Origin of the sequence: Pseudomonas sp. EA_105y_Pfl2_R69, assembly GCF_963970915.1 — a bacterium.
Taxonomy (GTDB): domain Bacteria; phylum Pseudomonadota; class Gammaproteobacteria; order Pseudomonadales; family Pseudomonadaceae; genus Aquipseudomonas.
On sequence record NZ_CAXAOO010000002.1, the window covers coordinates 64144 to 77594 of the forward strand.

The 13451-nt window shown below is 61.1% G+C and carries 9 protein-coding genes and 1 pseudogene; 2 read left to right on the forward strand and 8 right to left on the reverse strand.

Annotated features, from left to right (window positions below):
* Positions 1-239: 239 nt before the first annotated feature.
* Positions 240-1874, reverse strand: a complete 1635-nt coding sequence (locus AACY13_RS06190) for a BCCT family transporter (protein ID WP_339460117.1) — start codon at positions 1872-1874, stop codon at positions 240-242.
* A 798-nt stretch (positions 1875-2672) separates the two neighbouring features.
* Between AACY13_RS06190 and AACY13_RS06195 the strand changes: the two are divergent.
* Positions 2673-3116: pseudogene (locus tag AACY13_RS06195) on the forward strand (IS3 family transposase); the annotation flags it as partial.
* Positions 3117-3185: 69 nt separating this feature from the next.
* Here AACY13_RS06195 and gcvA read toward each other — a convergent pair.
* The 6 genes from gcvA to AACY13_RS06225 all read right to left on the reverse strand — a co-directional run bounded on the left by gcvA (position 3186) and on the right by AACY13_RS06225 (position 10086).
* A complete protein-coding gene (gcvA, locus tag AACY13_RS06200; RefSeq protein ID WP_339460119.1) occupies positions 3186-4109 on the reverse strand; it encodes a transcriptional regulator GcvA in 924 nt (307 codons plus the stop codon).
* Positions 4110-4124: 15 nt separating this feature from the next.
* Positions 4125-4907: an IclR family transcriptional regulator gene (locus AACY13_RS06205; RefSeq protein ID WP_339460121.1), complete on the reverse strand. Its 783-nt coding sequence runs from the start codon at positions 4905-4907 to the stop codon at positions 4125-4127.
* A gap of 103 nt (positions 4908-5010) precedes the next feature.
* Complete coding sequence (locus AACY13_RS06210; RefSeq protein WP_339460122.1) at positions 5011-6507, reverse strand: CoA-acylating methylmalonate-semialdehyde dehydrogenase; 1497 nt, start codon at positions 6505-6507, stop codon at positions 5011-5013.
* A gap of 68 nt (positions 6508-6575) precedes the next feature.
* A complete protein-coding gene (locus AACY13_RS06215; protein WP_339460123.1) occupies positions 6576-7733 on the reverse strand; it encodes an iron-containing alcohol dehydrogenase in 1158 nt (385 codons plus the stop codon).
* A gap of 112 nt (positions 7734-7845) precedes the next feature.
* Positions 7846-9474 carry a BCCT family transporter gene (locus tag AACY13_RS06220; protein WP_339460125.1) on the reverse strand — a complete coding sequence of 543 codons (1629 nt, stop codon included), beginning with the start codon at positions 9472-9474 and terminating at the stop codon, positions 7846-7848.
* A 438-nt stretch (positions 9475-9912) separates the two neighbouring features.
* On the reverse strand, positions 9913-10086 hold the full coding sequence (locus AACY13_RS06225; RefSeq protein WP_339460127.1) for a hypothetical protein: 174 nt from the start codon (positions 10084-10086) through the stop codon (positions 9913-9915).
* Positions 10087-10187: 101 nt separating this feature from the next.
* Between AACY13_RS06225 and AACY13_RS06230 the strand changes: the two genes are divergently transcribed.
* Positions 10188-12701: a CoA transferase gene (locus AACY13_RS06230; protein ID WP_339460129.1), complete on the forward strand. Its 2514-nt coding sequence runs from the start codon at positions 10188-10190 to the stop codon at positions 12699-12701.
* Between the two features lie 309 nt (positions 12702-13010).
* Here AACY13_RS06230 and AACY13_RS06235 read toward each other — a convergent pair whose 3' ends face one another.
* The gene (locus AACY13_RS06235) at positions 13011-13421 is read right to left on the reverse strand and encodes a PA2817 family protein (RefSeq protein WP_339460131.1); all 411 of its coding nucleotides are present in this window, start codon (positions 13419-13421) and stop codon (positions 13011-13013) included.
* Positions 13422-13451 lie beyond the last annotated feature (30 nt).

The window sequence follows — 13451 nt, forward strand, 5'->3', positions numbered from 1 at the left end:
CAATCGGTGTGGTGCCCTGATGCTGCGGTGGTCTTATGTAGGGTGCGCTGTGCGCACCAAGAACCCGCGATCTGGGCTGGTGTGCACAGCCGACCATTGCCGAGTCTATTGGCAGGGCATCCCGAAAAAACCTGGTGCAACACCTAGCCGGTAAATAGCCACTCCATCCCTAGAACGTTCTACCGTCGAGGCCCGGGCCCTCGTGCCGCTGCCCCGGCCCCTCTCCGTGATCGCTACTGTCAGGCGCGCATGCGGCGGAGCTCCCCGTTCAGGGCTTTGATAATCGTGTAGCACATCACCAGCATCACGATGGAGAATGGAATCGCCGTGGCGGTCACTCCCGCCTGAAGTGCCGACAGTCCGCCACCGATAAGCAGTACGATCGCAATCAACCCTTCCACCGTTGCCCAGAACATGCGTTGGGGGCGGGGGGCATCTATCTTGCCGCCAGCCGTGATGGTATCGACCACCAGGGAGCCGGAGTCGGAGGAGGTGACGAAGAAGGTCAAGGCCAGAATGATTGCACAAGTCGAGGTCAGGCCTGGCAGTGGCAGCTCATTCAGCATACCGAACACCGACAACTCGGGGCGGTAATTGTCGATGACATAGTCCTTGACCAGACTGGTGCCGGGGTCGGCATAGAGTTGATCCAGTGCGATGCCGCCAAAAACACCCATCCAGATAAAAATGAACAGGCTGGGAATCAGCAGCACGCAGATCACGAACTCCCTGACCGTGCGCCCGCGCGACACTCGGGCGATGAACATCCCGACGAACGGTGCCCAACTGATCCACCAGGCCCAATAGAAGACGGTCCAGCCTTGTCGATAGGAGTCATCGTCGCGACCGAAAGGGACCGACAGGGGAATCAACTCTCTTGTATAGGTCACCAGACCAGTCCAGAACCCGTTCAGGCCTACGAGGGTGGGGCCGGCGAACAGTACAAACAAGAAGAACAGCACGGCCATGAACATGTTGATCTCGGAGAGCTTCTTCACTCCTCCATCGAGCCCGCGCCACACCGATACCAGTGCCACGGCCGTCACCAGCACGATCACGATGACCTGTGTGGTGGTGGAGACGGCCAGGCCGAAGACGAAATTCATCCCCGCATTGGCCTGTTGTGCCCCCAGCCCTAGTGCCGTGGCAAGCCCAAACAGGGTAGAGAAGACTGCGAGAATATCGATCACATCGCCCCACCAGCCCCAGACGCGGTCGCCAAGAACCGGAAAGAACACCGAGCGAATGGAAAAGGGCAGCCCCTTGTTATAGGTGAACAGGGACAGTGCCAAGGCCATGACCACATAGACCGCCCAGCCGTGGATGCCCCAATGAAGAAAGGTGCCGGCCAGCCCCATGGCGCTGGCTTGCGCGATAGCCTCCGGGTTCAGCGTGCCATCAGCCCCGAAAGGCGACGGCACGCCCAGAGGCAGGGAAACGTTGGCATGGTAGACCGGCTCCAGAACGCTGAAGAACAGCAGGCCGATACCGATGCCAGCGGTGAACAGCATGGCGAACCAGGACAGATAGCCATAATCCGGTCGGGCATCGGGCCCGCCCAGCCTGACCGACCCGTGGGGCAGCACAATGAGCACCAGAGAGAACAGGACGAAGATATTCACCACGATAATGAAATACCAGTCCAGAGTGCCTGTTGAGAAGCTGACGATGGCCTGGAAGATGCTGCTCGCTCTCTCGGGAAACGCCAGGGTGAGTACGATGAAAATAATAGAAGCGAGTGCCGATATGGCAAAGACCCGGTTGTGGATATCGAAGCCTATGGGGCCCAGTGTCCCCTTAATATTGTCTTGGCCGATCGTGTAATCCGTTTCCATGTCGCTGGCGAAAGACGCCGATTTTTTTGGGAAGCTCATGGGCTTTTTATCCTACATATTTAAGTCTGGGAAATCGGAGATGCTTTTCAACCAGTAGTTCTTATGGACACGGTCCGGTCGAGTGCTGAAATGAGGCCTGCCGCTTTCAGTGAAGGACTTTTGGGGCGTTGTTTGGAGCGTAGCATCGCCTCCCAGCTCTGGCCGGAGTCGCCCCTGGCTGTGTGAAAACAGCGAACTGCGGTCCTCCAGAGCTGCGCGCTTGCCCCCTATTACAGGTCGATGATTTCCCGCTCGGTCATGCGTTTGATGTGTTCCTCGCTGTCCTCGCGCAGCGACTTGAGAAGCCCCAGCATCATGGCCAGCAGCACGAAGGTGAAGGGCAGTGCGCCGGCGACCGATGCCGCCTGCAGCGACTTCTTGTCCTCTGTGGAGCTTCAGTTTCACCTTCCTCAGTCCGGCACTGGAAATATCCCTCCATCCGCCCTGATGGGGGTACTGCTCGTTGGGTATCGGGCGTTTCCTGAGTGAGAACGTTGTTTCGGATTAGGGCAGGAATTCTGTTGTTGCAATCGTTCTGGCGCAGGGCAGGTAGGTAGTGCCATTGGTTTTTTTTATGTCTACAGGTGCTACGAAAGTGATGATGCCCAGCGCTGTCAGGCGCTGTAAACCGGGCGTGGGCTAATGAGTAGGATTAGATTTACTAATGTCGTGGTGAGCGATGCGACTGGCGCGGAGGGGGGCGCACTGTGTTGTACTGGTCGTTGCTGTTTTAGATTTTATGGCCAGGATTTAGTCCGCAAGAGCATCTCGGTTTTCCGAGGCGCAAACACGTCTATCTACCTTCCTGTTCGTAGCGGCCCGCTGTATCTGAGCCTGGTAACGGATGTCTACTCTCGAAAGATCGTTGGCCACCATGTACACGAAGGCATGCATGCTGAATCTGTAGCAACGGCCTTCAAGCAGGCACTTCGAAGGCGCTGCCGGAGCCATACCTTGGTTCATCACTCGGATCGTGGCATCCAATACTGTTCAGCGCTTTACCAGTCGCTGCATGAGCGCCATGGCGTCAGGTGTTCAATGACCGATGGGTACGATTGCTACCAGAACGCGCTAGCTGAGCGAATCAACGGAGTCCTCAAAAACGAGCTGCTATTGAGTGGCCCAGAAGACCTGAGACAAGCCCGGGAGATGGTGGGAGAGGCGGTGCTGATTTACAACACGGAGCGGCCTCACATGGCCCTGAAAAACAAAACGCCCGATGCTGTGCATCGGGCGTTTTGAGGTCTGTCGGCCTACCTGAAAAGGTGTAAACCTATTTCAGGACTAGACACTATCTATACCGTGATCCAGCTATGGTGGCGATACGAAGTCCAGCCCAGGCGCGTCGCGCTCCAGTTCGGCCTGCTCGACCAACCATGACCAGAACGCCTCGGCATGGGCGGACATGTATTGATGGGCAGGGCGGGCCAGGTAAAAAGCCTCCGAAGTCGGGACGCGCTGCGCGAAGGGGGCCACCAGGTGCCCGCTGGCAATCATCCCGGCGACCAGGGAAGTGCGCCCTAGTGCCAGTCCATGGCCAAGCGTCGCCATTTCCAGCGCCGTGATCAGAGTGTCGAACTGCATGCCTTGGGAGGGGTCGACGTGGTGGAAACCGGTTTGATTGAGCCAGTAGCCCCAGCCCTCCTCGTAACCGATCACATGCAGCAGGGTGTAGGCCTCCAGCGCTTCAGGCGACTCGGGCGGCTTCTCGCCATTGCTCAGCCGCGGGCTGCACACCGGGAACAGTTCGTCCCAGGTCAGGCGGCTGGACTTCAAGCCTGGCCAGACGCCCTGGCCGTAGCGGATCTCCAAGTCTGCATCCTTGCTCCGCTCATCCCGCCAGATATTGCTGGTGAAGCGCAGGCCGACCTCGGGATAACGCGCGCGAAAGCGGGCGAGCCTGGGTGCGAGCCAGGTGGTGAAGAACACCAGGTTGACCCGCACCGTCAGCAGGCGCTTGCGCCCCTGGCCGAATAGTTCGTCCGTCGCAGCCGCGAGGCGCTCGACGGCTTCGTGCACCACCGGCATATAGGCCTGGCCGGCTTCAGTCAGCTCGAGGCCCCGCGGTAGACGCTTGAACAGGCCGACCCCAAGTTGCGATTCCAGCCCCTTGACTTGCTGACTGATCGCCGCCTGAGTGAGATTCAGCTCGGTTGCCGCCTGGGTGAAATTCAGGTGGCGAGCCGAGGCTTCAAACGATCGCAGCCAGTTCAAGGGGGGAAGCCTTTTTTTCATCGTAAACACTCGGATTCAGTTCCCTGCGACTTCCGTGTCATTTATCAATTGGCCCAACTCAGCGGCGGCCTCGCGTAGCAGCGGAGTATATGTCAGCAACTCGTCCAGGCTCTTGCTGATCAACGGCGCGTGCGCGAACAGGCAGGCGAACAGCCTTCCGTCGCGGCCGGTGATCGGTACGGCGCAGGCCACCAGGCCATCGACGAACTCTTCATTGTCGGTGCCCAGGTCGTCTGCTCGCGTTTTCAGCACGGCGGCTTCAAGAGCAGCAGTGCAGGTCAGGGTATTGCGTGCATAGCGACGCAACGGCAGGTTGTTGATGATGCGCTGGCGCCGCTCCCTGGGCAGTGAGCCGAGGTAGAGTTTGCCGCTGGCGGTGCACCAGATCGGCGTATGGCTGCCGACCGGCAGGTGTATCTGCAACGGCCGTTCGCTCTGCACCCGGTCGTAATAAATCATCTCGCAGCCATTGGGGATGGCGATGCCACAGGTCTCGCCGATCTCTGCGGTCAGGCGCTTGAGGATGGCCTGGCGCGGCGCCTTGAAGCGCCCGCTGTACAGCACGCCCAGGGCGATATCGAACATGCGGTCGCCCGGCACGATGAGGCCGCGCATATTGATCTGTACGTAGCCGTCGCCTTCGAGCTGGCTGAGCAGGCGATGGATGCTGGGCTTGGGGATATCCAGCTGATAGGCGAGGTCGGCCGGCGACAGGGGGCGCCCGGCCCTGGACACCGCCTCGATGATCTCCAGCACCCGGCCGATCGAAGAGCCTTTCTCTCGCGTTGTGGTGTTCACGTGCTGTCTCCACTGTATGACGGGCAAGTGCTGAGCAGAACGGAAAAGGCCACGCCCCTTGCGTGGACGTGGCCTCTGCCCTGCAGCAGTTGCTGGCTGCAGCTTACTTCATCGTCGGCATGGAGAACGAGACGCCCTCGCGCACCCCGGCCGACGGCCAGCGCTGGGTGATGGTCTTGCGCTTGGTGTAGAAGCGCACGGCGTCCGGGCCGTAGGCGTGCAGATCACCGAACAGCGAACGCTTCCAGCCGCCGAAGCTGTGGTAGGCGACCGGCACCGGCAGCGGCACGTTGATGCCGACCATACCGACCTTGATGTGGTCGGAGAAGTAGCGCGCCGCCTCGCCGTCACGGGTGAAGATGCAAGTGCCGTTGCCATACTCATGGGCATCAATTAGATCCATGGCTTCGCGCATGCTGTTGACGCGCACCACCTGCAGCACCGGGCCGAAGATTTCTTCCTGGTAGCTGAGCATCTCCGGGTTTACGTTGTCGATCAGCGTGCCGCCGACGAAGAAGCCGTTCTCGTGCCCGGCCACCTGCGGATTGCGGCCGTCGACCACGATCCGGGCACCTTGCTCCTCGGCGCTGTCGATATAGCCAACCACCTTCTGCTGATGGGCCTTGGTGATCACCGGGCCGAAGTCGTTGCTCTTCTCCGAGTAAGCACCAACCTTGAGCGACTGCATGGCCTGCTGCATCTTCTCGATCAGCGCATCGGCGGCCGCATCGCCCACGGCGACGGCCACCGACAGCGCCATGCAGCGCTCGCCGGAGGAGCCAAAGGCGGCACCCAGCAGCTGGTTGACCGCGTTGTCCATGTCGGCATCGGGCATCACGATGGCGTGGTTCTTCGCCCCGCCCAAGGCCTGGCAGCGCTTGCCGTTGGCATTGGCGGTCTTGTAGATGTACTCGGCGATCGGCGTCGAGCCGACGAAGCTGACGGCCTGGATGCGTTCGTCGCTGAGCAGCACGTCCACCGCTTCCTTGTCGCCGTTGACCACGTTCATCACGCCATCGGGTAGACCGGCTTCCTGCAGCAGCTGGGCGATGAACAGGGTGGAGCTGGGGTCACGTTCGGACGGCTTGAGGATGAAGCAGTTGCCGCAGACGATGGCCATGGGGAACATCCACAGCGGTACCATCGCCGGGAAGTTGAACGGGGTGATGCCGGCGACCACGCCCAGCGGCTGGAACTCGCTCCAGGAGTCGATGTTGGGGCCGACGTTCTTGCTGTGCTCGCCCTTGAGCAGCTCGGGGGCACCGCAGGCGTATTCGACGTTCTCGATGCCGCGCTGCAGCTCGCCCAGGGCGTCGTGGGAAATCTTGCCATGTTCTTCGCCGATCATCTGCGCGATGCGCTCGGCGTTCTGTTCGAGCAGCTCCTTGAAGCGGAACATCACCCGCGCGCGCTTGATCGGCGGGGTGTTGCGCCACTCGGGGAAGGCGGCTTCGGCGGCGGCGATGGCCTGCTCGACGGTGGCCCTGGAGGCCAGCGCCACCTGCTTGGAAACCTCGCCGGTGGAGGGGTTGTACACGTCCTGCAGGCGCGCGGCGTCGCAGACGATCTGGCCGTTGATCAGGTGTCCTACTGTGTTCATCGCAACTGTTCCTCGATAAGTGTTTCAGGCGGCGGGTTCGCCACCGCTAGTGGCTGATAGAAAGGGGCTTACCAGAGCTGCTTGTACAGCTCGACGATCTCTTCGGCGCTTGGCACGCGCGGGTTGTTGTTCGGCGAACCGGAGGCCAAGGCCTGTTCGGCCATGACCTGCAGCTGGTCGAAGAACTGTTGTCGGTCGATGCCGAACTGCGCAGGCGTCGGTACCTGCAGCTCATCGTTGAGGGCGCGCAGCTCGGCGAGCAGCTTGGCGTTGGCTTCCTCGGTGCTGTCCTGAGCACTGGCCACGCCCATGGCGCGGGCACAGTCGGCATAACGCGCGGCGGCGGCCGGGATGGAGAACTCGGTGACGCTGGGCAGCAGCATGGCGTTGGACAGGCCGTGGGGCACATGGAAGTGCGCGCCGATGGGACGACTCATGCCATGCACCAGCGCCACCGAGGCATTGGAGAAGGCCACCCCTGCCAGGGTCGAGCCGAGCATCATCGCCTCGCGGGCGGCCTTGTCCGCACCGTCGTGGTAGGCGCGGCGCAGGTTCGGGCCGATCAGGCGCATGGCCGCCAGGGCCTGGCAATCGCTGTACAGGCTGGCCTTCTTGCTGACGTAGGCCTCCATGGCGTGGGTCAGGGCATCGATGCCGGTGTCGGCGGTGATACGCGACGGCAGGCTGAGAGTCAGGCTGAAATCGATCAGCGCCGCCACCGGCATAAAGCCGATGCCGACGCAGAGCATTTTCTCGTCGGTCTTCTCGTCGGCGATGATGGTCACCCGGGTCACCTCCGAGCCGGTGCCGGCGGTGGTGGGCACGGCGATGATTGGCAAACCGGCCTCGGTGACGATGCGCGGGAACTTGTAGTCGCGCATCTCGCCGCCATGCTTGGCGAGAATGGCGATGGCCTTGGCACTGTCGATCGGGCTGCCGCCGCCGAGGGCGATGATGCAGTCGTAGTCACCGCTACGGGCCTTCTCCACGCCGGCCTGGATCGAGGCCACGGTCGGCTCCGGCACCGTCTCGTCGAACACTTCGGCCTTGATGTCCTGGCTGGCGAGGCGCGCCTGGATGGCGGCGGCGTAGCCCAGCTTGACCATCATCTTGTCGGTGATGATCAGCGGCCGTTGGCAACCGAGGTTGGCCAGTACGACGGGAATGTCCTGACTGGCGTTCTCGCCAATCTGCATGATGCGGGGGAGGATCACTTGAGTAGACATGGCGACTCCACTATTTCCAGATGACAAGCAGCGGGGCATGCGTGCTGCACGCCCATGCTGGTTTGTTGAGTAAGGGGGCTGCCGCGAAGCTGAACTCGCGGCCCGGTGCAATTCAGATGCCGCTGGTCTCGATTACCGGGGCCTGGCGGGAAGCCGCTGGCCCGGGTGCCGTTGTAGCCGCAGCCGGAACGACGGCATGACCATCCCTGGGTTCTTGACTCAGGGCCTTGTAGAAGCCGTAGGTGGCCAGTAGCGCCACCACCGAGAACGGCAAGGCCGCCACGATCGAGGCTGTCTGCAGGGCCTTGAGCCCGCCGGCAAACAACAGCACCGCAGCCACGGCACCGATGGCCATGCCCCAGAACACCCGGTAGCGAGCCGGCGGGTGCTCATCGCCCATGCAGATCAGGGTGCAGATCACCAGGGTCGCCGAGTCGGCCGAGGTGACGAAGTAGGTCACCAGCATGATGGTGCAGATGCCCGACATCAGCAGGGTCAGCCACTGGCCCAGATCCATAAACTCGATGGTCTTGAACAGCGCCATGGTGATGTCTTCATTGACCGCCGCGGTCACGCCACCGGCACCGAACAGCTCGATGAAGATCGCGCTGTTGCCGAAGATGGTGATCCAGAAGGCGGACAGTACGGTGGGTGCGATCAGCACGCCGAGGACGAACTCGCGAATGGTGCGGCCCTTGGAGATGCGCGCGATGAACATGCCAACGAAGGGAGCCCAGGCGATCCACCAGCCCCAGTAGAAGATGGTCCACCAGCCCTGCCACTGACCTTTAGGATCGGGGTCGACCCAGAAACCCAACTGCACGGCATTGGCCAGGTAGTCGCCCATATTGGACGCAAATGCGCCGAGCAAGTAGGCCGTAGGACCGAACACCACGAACAGCGTCAGGATCACGATGGTCAGGTGCATATTCAGCTCGCTGAGCAGGCGAATGCCCTTTTTCACACCACTGAGTACCGAGGCGGTAGCAATCACCGAGATCACCGCAATCAGGATCACTTGATTGGTGATCGATACCTCAACCCCCATCAGGTACTGCAGCCCCGCGTTCATCTGCTGGGCACCCAAGCCAAGGGATGTGGCAATACCGAACACGGTGCCGAACACCGCCAGCAGATCGGCCGCATGCCCCCACGGGCCATAGATGCGCTCGCCCAGCAGCGGATAGAGACTGGAGCGAATCGACAGCGGCAGGCCCTTGCGGTAGGCGAAGTACGCCAGCATCAGGCCAAATACGGCAAACAAGCCCCAGCCATGCAGCCCCCAGTGGAAGATCGAGATACGCATGGCCACTTGCGCCGCTTCTGCGGTCAGCTTCTGCTCTTCGCCGAAAAATGGCGTGCCCTGAAAGTGATAGATGGGTTCGGCAATACTCCAGAACAGGATGCCGATGCCGATGCCAGCACCAAACAGCATGGAAAACCAAGAGAAATTGCTGAACTCCGGCCTGTCGCCATCATTGCCCAAGCGGATACTGCCAAATCGACTGAAACTCAACCACACCGCGAAGAATAGAAAAAAACTCATCACGCCGATGTAGTACCACGCCAAGTTAGAAGCAATAAAGCCTTTCGCCGCGCTGTAGATGCCTCCCGCATATTCGGGATCCATCACGGTAAACAGGACAAAGGCAATAACCAATAGCGCCGCGCCGATTGACATGATCGGATGGGCACCAGCGAGCAAGCCGCCAGCGGGCATGCCTTTTATTCTATTAGTCATTATCTGTCCCTCTGCATGAGCGACTTAGGGCAAACTTTTTTATATTTGTTTTCATCTTTCACCTTTCAGCTGTTGGTTAACCCTCGGGCCAGTGAGGGTTAAGTTGACCCTGTGAGAAAAACTAACCTCGACATGGGGGATAGCCTTATCCACACGAGCGCCGACTCCGCATGAGCGGGCGGCGCAGGTGGCTCTTATTAGCTGCGCCAACAGTATCGTTCAGCAGTCGAAACCCATGAAAACGATACGAAACCTATTGTTATGAAGATAGAAATCGATGAGAAGCAATAAATTGCCAGCCTATGCCCCGCTATTTTTTATGGCTCGACCAGCCAAACCGATACCTGGCCACAGCCACTGGAACCGCAGGCAAGTAATTCTTCGCCGGCCATTCGCCTAACCAAGCGGGGGGTTATGCAGCCATAAGGAAAAGCCCGTCTAAGACCAATTTTTTATTGCTGGCTGCGCTATTTTTTCATTTCTAGAATCGGCATCAACGAAGTCGATCAGGCCGCGCTCGACAGCCAGCCGATTTGTTTCACTGCGAATAGACAAGGGCAAGGCAAAGGTCCCGTGCAAATCAAAGTACTTCGGCCAGGCGTTCAGGCTCACCCATGGTGAACCGGGAGCTGGGCAATAAATTACAAACTAAACAATTCCACTCGGCTGTTTAACTGCAACCGACTGGATCGCTCTCAGAGGGATAAACTGCAATGAACAACAACAATCAATTGCCTTTAGTTGGTGTCCGCGTCGTCGACTTCGGTCAGCAGATCGCCGGTCCGGCCGTGGCCATGACCCTGGCTGACCTGGGCGCCACCGTGGTGCACATCGATCCGCCCGAAGGCCCGCAGTGGGACCATCCGGCCAATGCCGTGCTCAACCGCAACAAGAGCTGCCTGCGCCTGGACCTCAAGAGCGAAACCGGGCTGGCCCAGGCCCTGGCACTGATCGACCAGGCCGACATCGCCATCGAGAGCTTCCGCCCCGGGGTCATGCAGCGGTTGGGCATCGACTTTGCCAAGCTGCGCGAGGCCCGCCCCGAGCTGATCACCCTGTCGGTGCCAGGCTTCGCCAGCAACGACGAGCTGCGCCGCGACTGGAAGGCCACCGAGGCTGTGGTCGCCGCCACCGCCGGTGCCTTCACCGACATGGGCTTCAACCGCGTGCTGCTGGGCCTGAACCCGAGCTTCTCGCCGCTGCCGCTGGGCTCGGCCTACGCCACCACCCTGGCCGCCGCCTCCGTCGCCCTGGCCCTGCAGGCCCGCGAACGCACCGGCCGTGGCGATGCCATCGAAGTACCGGTGATCTCCGCCCTGATGGAAGGCCTGTCGTACAACTCCTACGTCATCGAAGGCCTGCCCGAGCGCTACAAGACCATGCGCGAGCTGGAGATCGAGCACCGCAAGGCCAACAACATCGCAATGGACCTCAGCTACGCCGATCTGCAGGAGTACTTGGACCCGTTCTACCGCACCTACCAGTGCGCGGACGGGCGTATGTTCTATTGCGTCTGTCCCTCGCACCGCAACCATGCCAAGCGCGCCCTGATCGCGCTGGGCATCTACGACGAACTGGTCGCCGAAGGCTTGCCGGAAGTCAACGACCTGCATGCACCTATCAGCGAGTGGGACGGTGAAACCTCCATCGGTGTCTACCCGCTGCCGAAGAAGTGGGCCGATATCATCTCGGCGAAGATGAAGCAGGCCTTTCTGACCAAGACTTCCGAAGAGTGGGGCAGGGTCTTTGGCGAAGGCCAGATTCCCGGTGCGCCTCACCGTACCACCCAGGAGTGGATCAACCATGAGCACACCAACGCCGCGGGCCTGATCGTCGAAGTCGATGACCCGGAGTACGGCCTGATGAAGCAGCCCGGCCCGTTCGCCTGGCTGGAAGAGTGCGCCGCGCAGATGATCACGCCACGCCCGCGCCGCAACGTCAGCTTCGAGCAGGCCCTGGCCGAGCTGAGCGCAGTGGCCGCCGCACACCCGGCCACCTATCCGCTCGGCGCCGCTGTACGGCCCGCCAGCAACGCCGGCTGGCTCGACGGCCTGCGTATCCTCGACCTGACCAACGTGATCGCCGGCCCGCACTCCACCGCGTTTCTCGCCCGCTTCGGTGCCGAGGTGATCAAGCTCGACCCGGTCAAGCCGCTGTACGATCCGCTGATTGGCACCCTGTTCACCTTCCAGACGGGCATGGGCAAGCGTAGCGCCTTGGTCGACATCATGAGCGAGGAGGGCCGTGAGGTATTCAACCGCCTGGTGCGTTCGGTGGACATGGTGGTGATCAACGCCCCCGAGCGTCAGCTCAAGTCCCTGGGGCTGGACCACGCCAGCCTGCAGGCGGTCAACCCGGGCGTACTGTTCTGCCGTCTCGATTGCCTGGGCGGCCCTCTGCCCGGCCCGAAGACCGACTACATCGGCTACGACGACATCATCCAGGCGCACAGCGGGATCATGAGCCGTTTCGGCGGGCCGGAAACCCCGGAAGAGCACGCCCACCTCGGCACTCTGGACGTCAACTGCGGCTTCGCCGCCGGCCTGGGCATGGCGGTGTCGATCTACCACAAGCTCAAGACCGGTCAGCCGACCCGTTCGCGCACCTCGCTGTCGGCCGTCACCAACTTGGCGCAGCTGTCGTTTGCCTTCGACTACGCCGGCCGCGCGCCCTTCAACGAGCCATCCGGCCGTGAAGTCCTGGGCCACAACGCGCTGTCGCACTTCTATAAAACAGCCGAGGGCTGGCTCTACCTTGACTCCAAGGCGTCCGAACTGCCCCAGCTGGAGCGGGTCGAGGGGCTGGAAGGCATCAGCCAGGCCGCGGATGTCGGCGCCTTCCTGAAGAGCGCACTGCAGGCCGCACCGGCTGCTTACTGGGCAGAGAAGCTGCAGGCCGCCGATATCGCCGCCGCCGTTCCGCAGTCCATCGAATCGCTGCGCGAGCAGTACAGCCGTGAGGGCGATGGTAGCGTGGGTATTGACAAGGGCAGTTTCGCCTTCTCGATCCACCACAACCACCCAAGTGGCCACTGCCTGACCCAGATCGACCACCTGGCGATCCGCCCGGCCGAGGCCAGCATCAAGGCTGTTTCCCTGCCTGAGCGCTGGGGGCATTCCACCCGCGAAGTCCTGGCCGATGCCGGTTACAGCGCGGCGCAGATCGAGTCGATGATCGAGCGCAACATCGCCAGCTTCGGCTGGGCCAAGGAGTTCCTGCCCAGCTAGATTCAAAGCTTGTAAAATCGGGGTTTGTAAAAAATAGCGCAACAGCGCAACGGGTATGTGGCGGCGATCGCAGTAAGCGAGCGTGTTTCACAAACGCTCAATCCCCTGCATAGCGGGCGGGACCTAGGTCTCGCCCGTTTTGTTTGAGTCGTCAAGAATAACGCCCGTCCAGAATCGGTCGAGCACGTAGGGGGGATGTCGATCATCGCTCGCCCGCAAAACACTCTGCGAATCATCGTCTCGGGGCTTGGTTTTATTAAAAAAGCCCGCCGGTTATGCCGAGCGGGCTTTTGTGTTTCCGGCTGCCGCTTAGTGCTTGCTGCCTTGGGCGGGCATGGCCAGCAACTGCTTTTCCTGATTCCAGTCGAAGGGTTCGTCGTTCTCCTGGGCGTAGAAGCGCCGCTCCTCGAGGGCCTGGTACATCTCGATTTCTTCGTCGGGCATAAAGTGCAGGCAGTCGCCACCGAAGAACCACAGCAGGTCGCGGGGGACCAGGTGGGCGATCTGCGGGTAACGCTGGAAGATCTGGCTGATCAGGTCCTGGCCCAGGTAGAGGCTGGCTTCCGGATCGCTGGGCAGGTCGGCGAGCAGTTCGTCGTAGCGCTCCAGATACATGGCGTGGCTGTCATCGAGAATCTGCTCGGCTTCGCCCAGGGCGACCAGAATGGTGCGCAAATGGTTGAGCAGGGCGAGGTGGTGGTCGATGTGGGCGTTGGCCATGGGGCAATCCTGTAGGTAAAACGGGCGCGC

Coding starts and splice junctions, on each gene's coding strand:
- AACY13_RS06190 (WP_339460117.1), bottom strand. CDS start 1,874: ATGAGCTTCCCAAAAAAATCGGCGTCTTTCGCCAGCGACATGGAAACG.
- gcvA (WP_339460119.1), bottom strand. CDS start 4,109: ATGAAAAAAAGGCTTCCCCCCTTGAACTGGCTGCGATCGTTTGAAGCC.
- AACY13_RS06210 (WP_339460122.1), bottom strand. CDS start 6,507: ATGAACACAGTAGGACACCTGATCAACGGCCAGATCGTCTGCGACGCC.
- AACY13_RS06215 (WP_339460123.1), bottom strand. CDS start 7,733: ATGTCTACTCAAGTGATCCTCCCCCGCATCATGCAGATTGGCGAGAAC.
- AACY13_RS06220 (WP_339460125.1), bottom strand. CDS start 9,474: ATGACTAATAGAATAAAAGGCATGCCCGCTGGCGGCTTGCTCGCTGGT.
- AACY13_RS06230 (WP_339460129.1), top strand. CDS start 10,188: ATGAACAACAACAATCAATTGCCTTTAGTTGGTGTCCGCGTCGTCGAC.
- AACY13_RS06235 (WP_339460131.1), bottom strand. CDS start 13,421: ATGGCCAACGCCCACATCGACCACCACCTCGCCCTGCTCAACCATTTG.